At 62.5% G+C, this 16867-nt stretch carries 16 protein-coding genes; 10 read left to right on the top strand and 6 right to left on the bottom strand.

The window, feature by feature from the left end; translation table 11 throughout:
* Nucleotides 1–206 precede the first annotated feature (206 nt).
* Nucleotides 207–1223 carry a glycosyltransferase family 4 protein gene (locus NKH97_RS20295; RefSeq protein ID WP_352798608.1) on the top strand — a complete coding sequence of 339 codons (1017 nt, stop codon included), beginning with the start codon at nt 207–209 and terminating at the stop codon, nt 1221–1223.
* Nucleotides 1224–1369: 146 nt separating this feature from the next.
* Nucleotides 1370–2596: an anion transporter gene (locus tag NKH97_RS20300; protein ID WP_352798610.1), complete on the top strand. Its 1227-nt coding sequence runs from the start codon at nt 1370–1372 to the stop codon at nt 2594–2596.
* A gap of 76 nt (nt 2597–2672) precedes the next feature.
* On the opposite strand, the gene NKH97_RS20305 is transcribed toward NKH97_RS20300, so the two are convergent.
* Nucleotides 2673–3260 carry a TetR/AcrR family transcriptional regulator gene (locus tag NKH97_RS20305; RefSeq protein WP_352798612.1) on the bottom strand — a complete coding sequence of 196 codons (588 nt, stop codon included), beginning with the start codon at nt 3258–3260 and terminating at the stop codon, nt 2673–2675.
* A gap of 87 nt (nt 3261–3347) precedes the next feature.
* Here NKH97_RS20305 and NKH97_RS20310 point away from each other — a divergent pair, with 87 nt between their 5' ends.
* From NKH97_RS20310 to NKH97_RS20325, 4 genes are all read left to right on the top strand, one after another.
* Nucleotides 3348–4271 carry a crotonase/enoyl-CoA hydratase family protein gene (locus NKH97_RS20310; protein WP_352442205.1) on the top strand — a complete coding sequence of 308 codons (924 nt, stop codon included), beginning with the start codon at nt 3348–3350 and terminating at the stop codon, nt 4269–4271.
* A 131-nt stretch (nt 4272–4402) separates the two neighbouring features.
* Nucleotides 4403–5725 (top strand): serine hydroxymethyltransferase, encoded by a 1323-nt coding sequence (gene glyA, locus NKH97_RS20315; protein ID WP_031213889.1) that lies wholly within the window; start codon nt 4403–4405, stop codon nt 5723–5725.
* Between the two features lie 59 nt (nt 5726–5784).
* Nucleotides 5785–6891: a branched-chain amino acid ABC transporter substrate-binding protein gene (locus NKH97_RS20320; RefSeq protein WP_352676950.1), complete on the top strand. Its 1107-nt coding sequence runs from the start codon at nt 5785–5787 to the stop codon at nt 6889–6891.
* Nucleotides 6892–6975: 84 nt separating this feature from the next.
* Complete coding sequence (locus NKH97_RS20325) at nt 6976–7830, top strand: LysR substrate-binding domain-containing protein (protein ID WP_023814111.1); 855 nt, start codon at nt 6976–6978, stop codon at nt 7828–7830.
* A 67-nt stretch (nt 7831–7897) separates the two neighbouring features.
* On the opposite strand, the gene NKH97_RS20330 is transcribed toward NKH97_RS20325, so the two are convergent.
* From NKH97_RS20330 to NKH97_RS20350, 5 genes are all read right to left on the bottom strand, one after another.
* Nucleotides 7898–8206, bottom strand: coding sequence for a cupredoxin domain-containing protein (locus tag NKH97_RS20330; protein WP_023814112.1), 309 nt, complete (start codon nt 8204–8206; stop codon nt 7898–7900).
* Between the two features lie 11 nt (nt 8207–8217).
* Nucleotides 8218–8742: a DUF4142 domain-containing protein gene (locus NKH97_RS20335; RefSeq protein ID WP_023814113.1), complete on the bottom strand. Its 525-nt coding sequence runs from the start codon at nt 8740–8742 to the stop codon at nt 8218–8220.
* A 117-nt stretch (nt 8743–8859) separates the two neighbouring features.
* A complete protein-coding gene (locus NKH97_RS20340) occupies nt 8860–9534 on the bottom strand; it encodes an RNA polymerase sigma factor (RefSeq protein ID WP_023814114.1) in 675 nt (224 codons plus the stop codon).
* Between the two features lie 130 nt (nt 9535–9664).
* A complete protein-coding gene (locus NKH97_RS20345; protein WP_023814115.1) occupies nt 9665–10726 on the bottom strand; it encodes an HPP family protein in 1062 nt (353 codons plus the stop codon).
* 232 nt (nt 10727–10958) lie between these two features.
* Nucleotides 10959–12137: a cystathionine beta-lyase gene (locus NKH97_RS20350; RefSeq protein ID WP_023814116.1), complete on the bottom strand. Its 1179-nt coding sequence runs from the start codon at nt 12135–12137 to the stop codon at nt 10959–10961.
* Nucleotides 12138–12647: 510 nt separating this feature from the next.
* Here NKH97_RS20350 and NKH97_RS20355 point away from each other — a divergent pair.
* The 4 genes from NKH97_RS20355 to NKH97_RS20370 all read left to right on the top strand — a co-directional run bounded on the left by NKH97_RS20355 (nt 12648) and on the right by NKH97_RS20370 (nt 16859).
* On the top strand, nt 12648–13283 hold the full coding sequence (locus NKH97_RS20355) for a DUF1326 domain-containing protein (RefSeq protein ID WP_352442917.1): 636 nt from the start codon (nt 12648–12650) through the stop codon (nt 13281–13283).
* A 9-nt stretch (nt 13284–13292) separates the two neighbouring features.
* Nucleotides 13293–14138, top strand: a complete 846-nt coding sequence (locus NKH97_RS20360) for a DUF2182 domain-containing protein (protein ID WP_352798617.1) — start codon at nt 13293–13295, stop codon at nt 14136–14138.
* A gap of 442 nt (nt 14139–14580) precedes the next feature.
* A complete protein-coding gene (locus tag NKH97_RS20365) occupies nt 14581–15609 on the top strand; it encodes an amino acid ABC transporter substrate-binding protein (RefSeq protein ID WP_023814120.1) in 1029 nt (342 codons plus the stop codon).
* A 62-nt stretch (nt 15610–15671) separates the two neighbouring features.
* Nucleotides 15672–16859 (top strand): amino acid ABC transporter permease, encoded by a 1188-nt coding sequence (locus NKH97_RS20370; RefSeq protein ID WP_352798619.1) that lies wholly within the window; start codon nt 15672–15674, stop codon nt 16857–16859.
* Nucleotides 16860–16867: the final 8 nt, after the last annotated feature.

Below are 16867 nucleotides of genomic sequence, written 5' to 3' on the forward strand. Positions count from 1 at the left end.
CTCGAAATCGACGCAGGCCGCTTTCTCTACGCTTCAATGCTTACAGTCATATGCCGGGATTCCGATCTTTAGGGATAGCATGCCGGCTCGATAGGCCATGGACTGCAACCGCTTGCCGGTATACTCCCCCGCGTTGGCGATGTTTCGTTGTCGGCAGAAACGGTTCTCACTCCTGAGTTTCCAAGGGTTACGGCCGACGTGCGATCATGATTTTTGACGCCGCGAACAATGGCGGAAACGGTCAGGTAAGCACAGCTATTATGATCCATTTGTTCAACGGCTTTCAGGATCCTTTCGGTGGCAGTGACCTCAAGACCTTGGAACTCTATCGGCTGTTGAGCGCCGATTCGGAGGTGCGCCTTTGGGCTGCGTCATCGCGGGCTTCAGATGAATTAATGCGGCAATTCCCGATACGTCGTATTTCCCCGCTTACGCGAAAAGTTCCGGATGGCGGCACTTACGTTTTTCTCGGAGCGCATTGGCGCAACAAGGTGTGGCCTTACCTGATCCCGCGGCCGCGCCGGCTGATTTACGACTTCAACACCCTTCATCCGAAGGTTCTCAACCTCACCACGCGCATGCCTCGGAGCTTGGGATGGCCCGCCGCCGAGATAGTGCTTGTTTCCGACTTTCAGAAGCGATTGCTCCAAATCGACGGCACCGTGCACCCCTCTCCGATCGAGATCGAACGTTTTTCACCACGGCGTCTGGATTCGGATCGTCCGTTCACCGTCGGACGCTTGAGCCGCGATGGGCCGGGCAAACATCATCCCGATGACATACCCCTTTACGAGACATTGCTGGCCGAAGGTACAGCCTTGCGGATTCAGGGAGGGACAGGGCTCAAGGGCAGCCTCATGCCGCATCCGCAACTCGAGCTGTTGCCACCCGGCCAATTTTCCGCCGAAGAGTTTCTGCAGACGCTCGACGTGTTTTATTATCGCACCGGTTGGCATGTGGAAACCTTCGGTCGCGTCGTGTTCGAGGCGATGGCCTGCGGGTTGCCCGTGGTCTGCCATTCATATGGAGGCTATTCCGACCATATCAGGCATGGCGAAAACGGTTTCTTGTTCGAAACGACGCAGCAGGCGGCGCGGATCCTGGCCGATCTCAAAGCCGATCCGGCGCTGCGGGCGGCAGTGGGCCTCAAGGCCCGGCAGACCGTCGAGCAGCTGTTTTCGCCGCAGGCACTGCGACAAAGGCTGGATTTCTATCTGCGTTAGCGGCACGTCATCCCTTGGGCGGTGCTTGACGCAACAACATGCCTGGCTGTCTGTCATCGATCTCGACATCGCGCTAAAGCAGGCACGCAAATCAGACCATTGGGGCTGACAGGCAGCGGCACGCCACAGGGCAGGACTTCTTATCGATGACATTGATGGGCGCGGCGGCACTGCTGATCCTGATCCTGACTTACGCCGGTGTCGCCATCGGCCGCATCCCCGGCCTGCGGCTCGACCGGGCAGGGATCGCGCTTCTCGGCGGGGCCGCGATGATCGCCATCGGCGCGCTCAGCATGGAGGATGCCTACCGGGCGATCAATTTCGACACCATCACGCTTCTGCTCGGCATGATGATCGTGGTGGCGCATCTGAAAGTGTCGGGAGCCTTTCGCGGCCTTGGCGCCATCGCCATCGAGCACGCGCACGCGCCCTTCATGCTTTTGGTGATGGTGACGCTGCTGACCGGCGTGTTGTCCGCCTTCTTGGTCAACGACGCCATCTGCCTCGTCATGGCGCCGATCGTCGTCCACGTCACCCGCATCATCAAGCGCAACCCGATCCCGTATCTGATCGCCACCGCCACCGCGTCGAATTGCGGTAGCGTCGCCACCATCACCGGCAATCCGCAAAACATGGTCATCGGCGCGCTGTCGGGCATTTCCTATCCGGCCTTTTCGGCAGCGCTGGCTCCGGTCGCCCTTTTCGGCCTCGTCGCGGTCGTCGTCATCATTCGCATCGTCTACCGGGCCGAATTTGCCCGCACGGTCCAACTGACGCCCGAAGTCTCGCGTGGCCGCATGCACAAGGGGCAGGTGCTGAAGGCGGTGGTGGTCTGCATCGGACTGGCAATCGCCTTCTTCGCCGGTGTGCCTGTCGCCAAGGCCGCACTCATCGGCGGCGCCATCCTCTTGCTCACCCGGGCGATCAAGCCGGAACGCATCTACCGCGAGATCGACGGTCCGCTGCTGTTCATGTTCGCCGGTCTGTTCGTTGTGGTCGCCGGCGCCGAAAAGACGCTTCTTTCGCCCGACATGATCGCTTCGGCCAAGAACCTCGGGCTGGGCGACGTCTGGCGCCTGTCCGGTTTCACCGCGGTGCTCTCCAACATCATGAGCAATGTCCCGGCCGTGCTGGCGCTTCGGCCCTTCATACCCGGCCTCGAAAATCCCGAGCGCGCCTGGCTGGTCGTCGCCATGAGTTCGACGCTGGCCGGCAATTTCACGCTGCTGGGTTCGGTCGCCAATCTGATCGTCGCCGAACAGGCACGCGCCGCCGGCACGACGCTGTCGTTCGGCGCTTTTTTCAAGGTCGGCTTGCCGTTGACGCTGATAACCCTGGCCGCCGGCACCGCATGGCTGGCGTTTGGGTTCTAATGCATGTCGCCCAAAAGTGGCCCCGGTTTTGGGGCAACGATATGCATAAAACCAAAGGCTTAAAGCGCGTCGCGCTTTAAACCGGGCTGCCTGAAATTCGCGCCCGCACCAGCGTCACCGCGGCGCGGCCGGCGGCCTCGATGTAATCGGGGTTGCGGTGGATCAGCATGATCGAAAAGCAGCCGTCAATCAAAAGCACGATCTCGCGTGCCAAGGCGGGCGGCTCGCCGACGCCATGGTCCGACAAGGCGCCGGCCAGCCATGTTTCGAAATTCAGCTTGTGCCGCGCGCCGACCTTGACCGCCGGATGTCCGGGCATCGAGGCGAGTTCGGCGGCCGTGCGCAGGAAGCCGCATCCTTTCCATTTCGGGTGACGAGCGGACCTCGCCAGATTGGTGAAGATCGCCTCGACCTTGCGATCCGCGCCGCCTTCGGCAGCATCGAACCAGCCAGCCATCCGCTTCAGATTGGGTTGGTCGCGGCCATCGAGATAGGCGGCGATGAGGTCGTCCTTGCTCTTGAAATGGTAGTAGAGCGTGCGCTTGGTGAGACCCGCTTCCTCTGCGACGGCATCGACGCTGACGCGACCGATTCCTTCGGCATAGAAGAGCCTGGTCGCGGCATCGACAATGCGTTTGCGGGTAGGACTTTGCGTGTCAGGCATGAGCTTAGGTATACCGACTAGTGAATATACACAAGCGGAAAGAGGCATAGTCTTCCGGTCATCAGCATGATGAAGAAGGAAGAGCCAATGACCGATCTTGTCCTTAGCGAAACCCGGGATGGGATTGCCATCCTCACCCTCAACCGGCCGGAGAAGCTCAACGCGCTGAACTATGCCCTGATCGATCGCCTGCTTGCGATCCTCGACGACATTGAAGTCGATGACAGCGTCCGCGCAATCATTCTGACCGGAGCAGGGGAGCGGGCGTTTTCGGCCGGCGGCGACATTCATGAGTTCTCGGCCAGCGTGGCGGTCGGCGTCGATGTCGCGATGCGGGACTTCGTCATGCGCGGGCAACGGCTGACGGCGAGGCTGGAAGCGTTTCGCAAACCCGTCATCGCTGCCGTCAACGGCATTGCCTTTGGTGGCGGTTGCGAAATCACCGAGGCGGTGCCGCTGGCCATCGCCAGCGACCGCGCTTTGTTCGCCAAGCCGGAAATCAGCCTTGCAATGCCGCCGACCTTTGGCGGAACCCAACGCCTGCCCAGGCTCGCCGGGCGCAAGCGGGCGCTCGAACTGCTGTTGACCGGCGACTGGTTTGCGCCGCCGCGGGCGCTTGAGCTGGGTCTCGTCAACGAGGTTGTGCCGCATGCCGAGTTGATGCCGGCCGCGATCGGCCTGGCCAGGCGCATCCTGCGGCACTCCGATCTGGCGATCGCCAGCATCCTCACGGCAGTGACGCGCGGCCTCAACCAGAGCATCGCCGAAGGCTTGGCTGTCGAGGCCGAGCAGTTCGCCCGCATGGCCCCGACCGCTGATCTGCGCGAAGGGCTGGATGCCTGGATCGCACGCCGCGAGCCGGGCTATGACGACTCGTGGACGCACATCACCCGGCCGGATGAAGCCAGGCGAGCGTCGCTGGAGCAGGACCGGCTTGCGGAACAGGACCAAGGCGCTGTCGTCGCCGGCACATGGCCTTCGATGTCTGGATGGAAGCGACCCTCAAAATAGGGCGGGGAGAGTAGACCTAGTTTTTCTAAGCCTAGGCGCTAGAACTACTCGCTTGCGCCATGCCGACCGACGGCTCCACCTTAGGCTCCATTCACAGCCGTATTGTCCGCCGGTTGGCAAAGGAGGCATCGATGGTCGCTCTCGCTCGCAGGCCCTGGGTTCCATCGCATTGCGACGAGTTTGCCCAGCAGTTGGCGCAGAAGACGAGCACTCAGAAGACCGATGCCGTCATGGCGGCAGTCAACAGGGGCATCGAGCTGAACCGTTCGATCCACGAGGCCGACTGCATCAACCTCAACCCGGCGACCAATGTGATGAACCCGAAGGCCGAAGCCGCACTCGCTTCCGGCCTGGGGTCGCGCCCGTCGCTTGGCTACCCCGGCGACAAATATGAGATGGGATTGGAGGGTGTCGAGCAGATCGAGGTGATCGCGGCCGAGCTGGCGGCCGACGTTTTCGGCGCCAGCTATGCCGAGATCCGGGTACCTTCCGGCGCGATCGCCAATCTCTATGCGTTCATGGTTGCAGCCAGGCCGGGCGACAGCGTCATTGTCCCGTCGCCGGCGATCGGAGGCCATGTAACCCATCATATGGCCGGCTGCGCCGGGCTCTACGGGCTCGATATCCACACCGCTCCAGTCGATGCCGACAGCTACACCGTTGACGTCGGCAAATTGCGCGACCTGGCCAGATCAATAAGGCCGAAGATGATAACGATCGGCAGCAGCCTCAACCTGCTGCCCCATCCCATTCGTGAGATACGGGAGATCGCCGACGAGGTCGGTGCGCTTGTTCTCTTCGATGCGGCCCATCTGTGCGGCATGATTGCCGGAGACGCGTGGCAACAGCCCTTGCAGGAAGGGGCTCATCTGATGACGATGAGCACCTACAAAAGTCTCGGCGGTCCGGCGTCCGGGCTGATCGTCACCAACGATGCGGTCGTTGCCGAAAAGCTCGACAGGATCGCATTTCCAGGCATGACCGCCAACTTCGATGCCGCCAAGTCGGCTGCCTTGGCGATCACACTTCTAGACTGGAAAGACCACGGCAAGGCCTACGCCGCGACGATGGCGCGGACCGCAAAGGCGTTGGCCGAAAGCCTTGCCGATCGCGGCCTGCCGGTTTTTTCGACCGGCAAGGGCTACACGACATCGCATCAGTTCGCCCTCGAGGCAGCCGAGTTTGGCGGCGGCCAGGCGGCGGCAAGGAAATTGCGGCTGGCCAACATCCTGACCTGCGGCATCGGCTTGCCCATAGACGCTGTCGACGGCGACATGAACGGGTTGCGCCTGGGTACGCCCGAGATCGTCCGCTGGGGCATGACCGAAGACGACATGCCGGCACTCGCGGCTCTCATCGCCAGAGGACTGCGCGGCAATGACGCCAGCGAACAAGTCGCGGCAGATGTCACGGCATTCCGGCGCCGGTTCAACAAGCTTCACTTTGTGAACTGACGCCTGAAGCGGCGGGAAAAGCCCGCCTTTCTCTAAAAAAACAGGGGAATAAAATGCGCATGATCGTGCAGATGATGACTGCTGCCCTTATGACTGCGGCTGTTGGTGCGGCCAGGGCTGATATTGTGTTCGGCGTCGCCGGCCCGATGTCGGGGCCGAACGCCGCCTATGGAGAACAGTACCGCGTCGGTGTCGAGATCGCCGTTGAACGCATCAACGCCAATGGCGGCGTTCTTGGACAAAAGCTTGCCGTGTCGATCGGTGACGATGTCTCCGACCCGAAGCAGGGCGTTTCGGTCGCCAACAAATTCGTCGCTGATGGCGTTCACTACGTTGTCGGGCACTATAATTCCGGCGTCACCATTCCCGCTTCCGAGGTCTATGCCGAGAATGGCGTTCTGTTCGTGACGCCGACTGCCACCAACCCGATGGTGACGGAGCGCGGCCTGTGGAATGCCTTTAGGGCGTGCGGGCGCGATGATCAGCAAGGCTCCATCGCCGCCAAATTCGTTCTCGACCGTTTCAAGGACAAGAAGATAGCGATTGTCGACGACAAGTCGACGGCGGGCAAAGGCCTCGCCGACGAAATGGCCAAGGCCTATAACGCCGGCGGCGGCAAGGAGGTTCTCCATGAGGAGGTCAACCCGGGCGAGAAGGACTACAGCCCTCTCGTCACAAGGATCAAGCAATCGGGCGCCGACCTCGTCTACTATGGCGGTCAGCACACGGAGGCTGGACTGATTGTGCGCCAGATGCACGATCAGGGCGTCACCGCGATCCTGATGGGCGGTGACGGCATCTCCAACAGCGAATTCGGCGCCATCGGCGGTGATGGTGCTGTTGGAACCCTGATGACGTCGTTCCCCGACCCGGCAACGTTTGCAGAAGCCAAGGATGCCGTCGCCGATCTGAGGGCCAAAAACGTGCCCACCGAAGCAGTGACCCTCTACGCCTACGCGGCAACGCAGATTCTTGCCGAGGCTATCGCCAAAGCCAAGGCCGACGATCCAAAGGCCGTTTCCGATTATCTTCATTCCGGCGCCGGTATCTCGACGGTGCTCGGTTCGATCTCCTATGACGACAAGGGGGATATCAAGCAGCCCGGGTTCGTCGTATTTGAGTGGCAGAAGGTCGACGGCAAGCTGACCCCGGTCGCCCTCAAGTAGAAACACCGCGTCGGCCGCCGGTCACCGGCCGCCGCCGCCATCCGGAAACGTCGGACGATGGCCGTAAATCCGCCGCGACCTCGAATGCCGCCTCTCAACACCTTGCGCGCCTTTGAAGCTGCCGCTCGCCAGGAGAGCTTTGCCAAGGCCGCCGATGAACTTGGCGTTACCCCGGCGGCCGTATCGTATCAGGTCAAGGCGCTGGAGGCGTGGCTGGGCTCGTCGCTGTTCGTGCGCCATGCCCAGGGGCTGCATCTGACCGAGGCTGGGCGCGCGGCGCTGCCGGCCTTCTCCACGGCGTTCGACTCCATGGGCCTTGCCGTCCAGGAACTGCGCATCTGGGCGCCAAGGCCGCAGGTGAGCATTGCCGCGCTGCCGTCGATTGCCCAGCTGTGGCTGGCTCCGTGTCTGCCGGCGCTTCGCGCTGCGCTTCCCGCCCTTCGCCCGTCCATCCATGCGCTGGAGGAGCCGCCGGATTTCAGGCGTGAACCCTTTGACCTCGCAATCTTCTTGACCAGGCACGCACCAGGGGGCAGCCGCGCGTTCAAGCTCTGCGACGACGTGATCTTTCCGGTCTGCGCGCCGGCGCTCGCCAGGCAGCTGAAAACGCCGGCTGATCTGTCATCGCAGCTTCTGCTTTGGGACACGACCTGGACCGGCGACTGGAGCCTGTGGTTCGAGGCTGCCGGGCTGAAAGGTCCGTCGATCGAGTCCGGTTCCGAATTCTCGCTCTACAGCATGGCGCTGCAGGCGGCCGTCGACGGCGCCGGCGTTCTGATGGGGCATGAGGCTCTGGTCGCGCGCGCTATCGCCGCCGGTTCGCTCGTGGCGCCGTTCCCGCAGCGCGTTCCGACCGGCCTCAGCCTCTCTATCCTGGCGCCGGACCGCCCGCCCGCCCAGGCAGCGCAGATGATCGAGTGGCTGCTTGCACAGGGCTGAGCGATCCGGGACTGACGCTTGGAACAACCGGCGGCAAAGCGATCGCTTCGCCGCCGGTTCCAAACCATCATGGCGTCACGTCGAGACGGCCTTTCATGTTGGGGTGAAAGCGGCAGAAATAGTCGACCGGTCCCGCGGCCTTCAATGTCAGGCTTGCGGATTTCTTCGGCGGGATCATCACTTCCCAGCCGCCTTTCACGGTGGCCGTGTGGGCGAACACATCCTTGTTCACCCACTCGATCGTGTCGCCGACCTTGGCCTCGACGGTGGCTGGCGAGAACACCAGCCTGTCGATGATGACCTGGATGGTTTCTGCTCGCGCCGGAACGGTACCGACGGCCAGCGCCAACGCAATCCACAGATGGCGTTTCGGCATGCTCCGGGCCCTTACTTGAGCATGCCGGCGACGTGCTCGGCGTGCTGCTCATGGCCCTGGAAAATCTTCAGGCCGGTTTCCAGCAGGCTCTTCAGTTCGGCATTCTGCGCCGACGGGATCAAAAGGGTTTCGAGCGCGCCGTTGACCTGCTTGTGGTAGGCGACCTCATTGTCGACATAGGCCTTGTCGAAGGCAGCGCCGTCGAGTTTGGCAAGCTTGGCCCGCTCCTCCGCCGCAGCTTTGGTCAGCGCCTGGCTGGTGGCGTTGTCTTCCGGCGTGACCTTGAGCTTCTTCACCAGGTCGAGCGCCTGAACATTTACAGCCTCGTGATCCCGGACCATGTCCTTGGCGAAATCGACAACCTCCTTGTTCTTCGATTTCTCGATCGCCAGCTTGGCCGCTTCGACGTCGATGACCCCGGCCGTGTAGGCGATGTGGGCGATCTGCGGATCGGTTGGCTTGTCGGCGGCTTGTGCGAATGGGGCAGTGCCAAGCAGCAACAGGGCGGCGAGCGCGGCAGTGTGTCGGATAGACATGGCATCTCCTTCGTCCGGACGCTGAAATCGCGCCGGACTGTGTTTTTCGGTTGACGTTCATTGGATGCTGGTCAGCGGCAAACGTTCCCGCTGAAATGAACTGAAATCCGGTGAGGGTCAGCTTTCCAGCCCGAGCCGCCGCATCACGGCGCTGGTCAGTCGTTCGCAACGCCGGCCCGCGAAGGGGAAGGCATCGAGCAGCACCGGTCCGATCTGGTCGTCCAGCGCCTTGCGCACGAGGGCGCGCGCGCGGTGCAGCCTCGTCTTGACGGTTTGCGGCCGCACGCCGAGGAGATCGGCGGTCTCCTCGATGCTCAGCCCCTCGATCACCCGCGCCACGAACACCGTCCGGTAGACGTCGGGAAGGCTGTCGGTGGCCTGTTCGACCAGTTGGAGGATCTGCCTTTGCGCCATCGTCCGTTCCGGATCGTCGCTGGGGTTGAGAGGGAACCGGATGATCTCGGCTTGCGGATTTTCCGGCAGTGCCACCGTTCTGCGCCTGTTGCGCAGGCGGCCAAGCGCCTCGTTGATGACGATGCGCGACAGCCATGTGGCGAGCGAGGAGTCGCCGCGAAACGCATCGAGATGGGCGAAAGCCTTGACGTAGGCCTCCTGCACGATGTCCTCGGCCTCGCTGTCATTGCGCACGACGCCGCGCGCGATCCGGTAGAGCCGCTGATTGTGTGTCTTGATGATGGTGCGGAAGGCATCGCCGTCGCGCGCCAAGGCGCGGCGCACAAGCTGCATCTCGCCTGGCACAGCGGAAGGCACGGCCGTCAAGACAGCAGGCATGGCCAGTTTCCTCAACCCAATCTCCGGACCGGACCTCGATTGAGAGATTGGACGCTGTCGCCGGCAAAAGGTTCCCGAAGACTTTTCGCGGGGCCTGGCGGCGGTACCCTACCGCGCGAGTGAAGGCTTGTCAGGCAGCCTGCAGGCGCGCCGTGGCCGCCAACAGATCGGTCTGGGTGATCAGCCCGAGAATCCGTTTGTCGTCGTCGACGATGATGACCGCATGGCTGCGGCCGTCGGTGAGCACCGGCAGCAGACCCATGGCGGCAAAACCTGCGGCGGCTGTTGCCGCGGGTGATATGACGGATCCGACTGTCCCGGAGGCCTGGGTGAGTTCGCGCAACCCCACGGTGCCTGCCAGCCTGGCTTCCGCATTGACGACCGGCAGGGTCCGGATGTTGTGGTCAAGCAGCAATTGGCGCGCTGCCTCGGTGGAGGTGTGAGTATCGACCGAGATCACATCGCGCGACATGATGTCCTCGCACAGAAGCGTCTTGTGCGCGCGCACCATCGCCTGCAATTCGACCTGCCGCAGCAGCCGGTCGAGATCGTTGCGATCGATATCGAACGTCTCGTCGAGTGCGCCAAGCGCGGCATCGATGTCTTCGGACCGGAAGCCCACGCGCAGCTGCGCCGGCGGATCGCCGGTGCCGTGGCTGTTCGCCGGCGCTGCAACCGGTACATGCGGATAATTGCGCCGGGCCAGCCTGTGGAAGCCGTAGCCGAGCGCCACCAGCAGGATCGAGTTCAGCGCCACCGGCACGAATGGAAACAGGAAGCCGGCGCTGATGACGGCAGGCCCTCCCAGCACCGCGGTCAGCGCGGCCGCTCCGCCCGGCGGATGCAGGCAGCGCGTGAACGACATGGCGGCGATGGCCAGTGCCACCGCGATGCCGCTGGCAAGGGCGGTTTCGTGGATGAAATGCGCCACGATCACGCCGACCAGCGCCGATATCGTGTTGCCGCCGATGATTGACCATGGCTGTGCCAGCGGACTGGCGGGCACGGCGAACAGGAGCACCGCCGACGCCCCCATCGGCGCCACCAGCAGCGGCACATGCGGGCCGTTGCCGAGCACAAGGCTGGCGATCACGCCGGTGAGTGCAATGCCGATCGTTGCGCCGATACAGGCTACGAGACGCTCACGCAGCGTCGCGCCGGCAAGAATGGGAACAAAAAGGCGGAAAGCCATGGGGTCGAAAACTCTGCCGGTATTCCAGGGGACGTCGAAAATGTGCTGATTGCACCGCAATGATGCGGCATCGTTGAATTTGAAAGCCAAACTGATCCGCGAAATCGCAATTTTAGGGAATAGAATTCCGCTAGTGCATGTCGCCCAAAAGTGACCTCGGTTTTGGGAGAACGACATGCACAAAAACAAAACCTGAAGCGGGTCGCCTGAAAATCTTCAGGCGCGACACGCTTTAGGCCGCTGCTGCGGCGGTCAGGCCGCGCGAAATATCGGCCTTCAGGTCGTCGACATCCTCGAGGCCGATCTGCAGGCGGATCAACGGACCCTCATAGGGGGCTTTTGCAACGACGCGGTCGCCGAGCCAGACCGGTACGGCAAGGCTCTCATAGCCGCCCCAGGAATAACCGAGGCCGAAGATCCGCAGCGCGTCGAGGAAGGCGTGCTGCTGCTTCTGGCCGCCACCGGCAAGAACGATGGAAAAGATGCCGCTCGAGCCGGAAAAGTCGCGCTTCCACAGAGCGTGATCCGGATGGCTGGGCAGGGCCGGGTGGAGCACGCGCGCCACGCCCTTCTGGCCCTCGAGCCAGGAGGCGATGGCAAGCGTACTGCGCTGATGGTGTTCGAGGCGCACGCCCATGCTGCGCAGGCCACGCAGCACCTGGTAGACGTCGTCGGGCCCGGCGCAACAGCCAAGCGTGCAGAAGCTTTCGTAGAGGTGCGTCCAGCAACTCTCATTGGCCGACACCGTGCCAAGCAGCACGTCGGAATGGCCGGCCGGGTATTTGGTCGCGGCATGGATAGATATGTCGACACCGTGGTCGAGCGGGCGGAAATAGAGTGGCGTCGCCCAGGTGTTGTCCATCATGACGATGGCGCCCGCGGCGTGCGCCGCCTTGACGATGGCCGGGATGTCCTGCACCTCGAACGTGTTGGAGGCCGGCGATTCCGTGAACACCACCTTGGTGTTGGGCTTGATCAACGCCGCGATGCCGGCGCCGACATCGGGGGCGTAATACTCGACCTCGACGCCCAGCCGCTTCAGCATCGTGTCGGCGAAATTGCGGGTTGGATGATAGACGGTATCGACGATCAGCAGATGGTCGCCGGCCGAGACGAAGGCGAGCAGCGGCACCGTCACCGCCGCAAGGCCCGACGGCACCAGGATCGTGCCTGCCGAGCCTTCCAGCGCGTCTATGGCATGGGCAAGCGCATCGGTCGTCGGTGTGCCGCGCGTGCCGTAAGTGTATTTCTGGGTTCGCGCCGCCATCGAAGCCGCGTCGCGGAAAAGCACGGTCGAAGCATGCACCACCGGCGGATTGACGAAGCCGAAATAGTCGTGCGGATTGTTGCCCGAATGGGCAAGCCGCGTGTTGATGCCCATCCCGCCGTGCTCGCTGCCGTCTTTCGCCATCTGCGTCGCCTTGTTTGATAAGCCGCTAGCCATAGTGCGGCGCTATGGACCGTGCAACAGCCACCGCCCGCCAGGAGGCGGACTTCGAATATGCCAATTCGTCGCGGCAAAAACAGCGATGCGGGGACGGAGTATTAAACGAAAAACCCGCCTGTGCGGCGGGCTATCGGCGCAAATCAGCACCATGGACGAATATGTACCATAGCTGAGGGCAGGGAGTCAAAATTCCTATCAAGAAAAGCGACAGGCACAAAAGCTACCGGCACAAAAAGCTGCTGCCGCCGCCGCCGACCTGTTGTCGTCAGGTCTTTTGTTGACCTGCGTTCGGAGCCCTTGTCCCAGCCGATCGGTCTATTGTGGGCGGCGGTGAATGGTATATGATCGTCGGCTAATGTTAATCGCCGGATTGCTTCGATCAGATGCTGCCGGATGGTTGCTGCCGGTTGACTTCTGGTCCTCCACGATCCGGATCGCGCTCACGAAGCGTGAGCGCGGCAAGGGAGGAATGCCATGCCGGACGTCAAATGGGCCATGAAGGCGAGCGAATTCATCAACTGCAACTGCGCCTATGGCTGCCCGTGCCAGTTCAACGCCATGCCGACATACGGATTCTGCCAGGCGGTCGCCGGCATGGAAATCGAGAGCGGCCATCACGGCGACACCAAGCTCGACGGGTTGCGGTTCGTCGGGATTTTCAGCTGGCCCGGCGCCATACACCAGGGCGGGGGTGAAGCCGCGGTGGTCATCGACGAGAGGGCGACGGAAGCCCAACGTGGCGCGCTGCTTCGCATATTGGGCGGTCTGGACACCGAGCCAGGTGCAACGATATTTCAGGTCTTTTCGACCACGCTGGAGAAATTCCACGACCCGATCTTTGCGCCGATCGAATTCAAGATCGACGTCGACGCGCGAACCAGTCGGCTGCATGTCGAGGGTATAACCGACGGTCGCGGCGAGCCGATCCGGAATCCGGTCACCGGCGCCGCGCACCAGGCGCGCATCGACTTGCCGCACGGCTTCGAATACGCGATCGCCGAGGTCGGGCGCGGCTGGACCAAGGCGACGGGCCCGATCAAGTTCGAGCTGGCCGATACGCACAGCCATTTCGCCAATCTGCATCTCACGCAGAGCGGCATCGTGCATTGACCTGATCCAATGGGCGATACGGCCCTCGAGGCGGTGCTGAGGCGCGATCGCGCGGTCGTGACGGCCGCGCTCGTCGTGATCGCCGTGCTCGCCTGGGCCTATGTGCTGTGGCTCGCCGCCACCATGGTCATGCCCGGCTCCCCTTTGCCGGACGGCGGAGGCGGCGACATGGCCGGCATGGATATGGGCGGCATGGATATGGGCGCCGCCATGGCGCCCGGCTTCCGGCCCTGGGCATTGGGCGATTTCGCCTTCACCTTCACGATGTGGGCGGTGATGATGGTTGGCATGATGACGCCTTCGGTCGCGCCGATGCTGCTACTCTATGCCGGTGTCGGCCGCAAGGCGCGGGCGGATGGCCGGCCCATCGCTTCGACGGGATGGTTTTTTGCCGGCTATCTCGCCGTCTGGGTCGCCTTCAGCCTCCTGGCGACCGGTGCGCAATGGCTTCTCGCCCGTCTAGCCTTGCTCGATCCCTCGATGGCGACCGTCAGCGCGATCCTCGGCGGCCTCGTCCTGATCGCCGCCGGTCTCTACCAATGGACGCCGATGAAGGGCGTCTGCCTGCGCCAATGTCAGGCACCGATCGCGTTCCTGGCCAGCCATGGCGGATTCCGTTCCGCTCCGCTCGGCGCGCTTCGGCTCGGCATGGATCACGGCGCTTATTGCCTGGGGTGTTGCTGGGCGCTGATGGCTCTGTTGTTCGTCGGTGGCGTCATGAACGTGCTGTGGATCGCCGGCATCGCCATCCTTGTTCTGCTGGAGAAGACGGTGCCGACCGGGCAGCTGATTCCGCGCGTTTCAGGCGCGTTGATGGCCGCCATCGGGATCTGGATCGTCTTTCAAGCCTTTTGAGAACAGTCTTTCGTCGGCGGTCTGTATTGGTATGCAGCCGTCAGTAAATTGTCAGATGACAATCTTGGGACCTGGTAGTTCGTCGCACCGGAGGTCAACAACGACGAGGTATTGCCCGGGATGGATTTCGCTGCCGCGGCCCGTATTGGCCCCGCGTTGGCGTTGCATGAGATTTGCCGCCTTTATTAGCCCTGCTGGCTAAATCGCGGGCGTGTTTGTCTGTAAATCGGGCATTTGCGGCAATCGGTTTTCAAACTCTTTGGGTTTCGGTCATTTCCCTTGACCTCACAGGAATTATCGCCTTCGATGACATTTGTGAACGGGAGGCGGCGCGTCGGTTACGATGCGGGGTTCCGGGATGGGCCGGGATGGGAGCCGCGTTCACACGGGAGAAAAAAATCAGGATTTACTCCTGAAAAACAGAGAAAAGGGTCTGTGGGTCATGAAACATATTGCTATCGGCATTCTAGGCGCCGCCACGCTTGGATTGATGGCGTCCGCCGCGTCGGCGGCCACGCTCGACACCGTCAAGGCGAAGGGCTTCATCCAGTGCGGCGTCTCCACCGGCCTGGCCGGCTTTTCGGCGCCGGACGACAAGGGTGACTGGCAAGGCATCGATGCGGATTTCTGCCGCGCTGTCGCGGCCGCCGTCTTTGGTGACGGCTCCAAGGTCAAGTTCACGCCGCTCAGCGCCAAGGAGCGGTTCACCGCGCTGCAGTCGGGCGAGATCGACATCCTCTCGCGCAACACCACCTGGACCATCAACCGCGATACGGCGCTTGGCCTGAATTTCATCGGCGTCACCTACTATGACGGCCAGGGTTTCATGATCAACGCCAAGAAGCTGCCGGGCGTCAATTCGGCATTGCAGCTTTCGGGCGCCGCAGTCTGCGTGCAGAGCGGCACCACCACCGAGCTGAACCTCGCCGACTACTTCAAGGCCAACAAGATGGAGTACAATCCCGTCGTCTTCGAAAAGCTGGAAGAGGTCAACGCCGCCTATGATGCCGGCCGCTGCGACGTCTACACCACCGATCAGTCGGGCCTCTATGGCATCCGCCTGACGCTGGGAGCGCCGGCCGACCATGTCGTGCTGCCCGAGATCATCTCCAAGGAGCCGCTCGGACCGGCCGTTCGCCAGGGTGACGACCAGTGGTACCACATCGTCAAGTGGACCTATTTCGCGCTGCTGCAGGCTGAAGAGCTCGGCATCACCAAGGCCAATGTCGATGAGATGAAGAACTCGGCCAGCCCCGAGATCAAGCGCGTGCTCGGCCAGGAAGCCGATACCAAGATCGGTACCGATCTCGGCGTCTCCAATGACTGGGTGGTCAACATCGTCAAGGCCGTCGGCAATTATGGCGAAATGTTCGAGCGCAATGTCGGCTCGGGCAGCCCGCTGAAGATCGCGCGCGGCATCAACGCGCTGTGGACCAAGGGCGGCCTGCAATACGCGCCGCCGATCCGCTGATCGAAATGTGATCCGGGAGGCAGATCACCTGCCTCCCGGTTTCTCTTTCCAGGGACGGTCGAATGGCATCGCAGGAAGTACTTCGCGAGGAGCCCAGCCGCGGTTCCTTCATCAACGATCCGAAAATCCGGGGCATATTCTTCCAGGTGCTGGTCGTCGTGCTGCTGGTGGCGGGCGTCTGGTGGATTGCCCACAACGTCATCGACAACCTGACGCGGCTGCGCATCGCTTCGGGCTTCGGCTTCCTCAAGGGTCGCGCCGGCTTCGACATCAGCGAGAGCGCGATCGCCTATTCATCGGATTCGACCTATGGCCGCGCGATTCTGGTCGGCCTCATCAATACCTTGATCGTCGCCATCGTCGGCATCATCACCGCGACAATCATTGGCTTCGTCATCGGCATCGGCCGGCTCTCGCAGAACTGGCTGATCAGGAAGATCTGCACGGTCTATGTCGAGGTTTTCCGCAACATCCCGCCGCTGCTGGTCATCTTCTTCTGGTATTCCGGCGTGCTGGCCGTGCTGCCGGCGCCACGCGACAGCATCGGTTTGCCGTTCGGCTCCTTCCTCAACCAGCGCGGTTTCTATTTTCCACGCGCCGTGTGGGGCGACGGCTCATGGCTGATCTTCGTCGCCCTGCTCGTCGGCATCGCCATGGCGTGGTTCGTCGCGCGCAGGGCGCGGCAACGGCAGATGGCGACCGGCCAGCAATTTCCAGTGTTTTGGACGTCCACCGCGCTGATCGTCGGGCTTCCGCTGCTCGCCTATGCGCTGAGCGGCTTTCCCCTGAGCTTCGACTACCCGAAGCAGTCGACTTTCAACCTGGCCGGCGGCTTTCAGGTCCGGCCGGAGTTCCTGTCGCTTTATCTGGCGCTGTCCTGCTATACCGCCGCCTTCATCGCCGAGATCGTGCGCGCCGGCATCAGGGGTGTCAGCGCGGGCCAGACGGAAGCCGCCGGTGCGTTGGGCTTGCGGTCCGGATCGATCCTGCGGCTGGTCGTCGTGCCGCAGGCCATGCGCATCGTCATTCCGCCGCTGACCAGCCAGTATCTCAACCTGACCAAGAACTCGTCGCTGGCTATCGCCATCGGCTATCCGGACCTGACGGCGACCGCCGGGACGGTGCTAAACCAGACCGGCCAGGCCGTCGAAGGCGTGGTGATCATGATGGTGATCTATCTGGCCATCAGCCTCCTGACCTCGCTTGTGATGAACTGGTTCAACGCCAAGATGGCGCTGGTGGAGAGGTGAGGTAAGGA

This window comes from Mesorhizobium sp. M0870 (assembly GCF_040319775.1).
Taxonomy (GTDB): domain Bacteria; phylum Pseudomonadota; class Alphaproteobacteria; order Rhizobiales; family Rhizobiaceae; genus Mesorhizobium.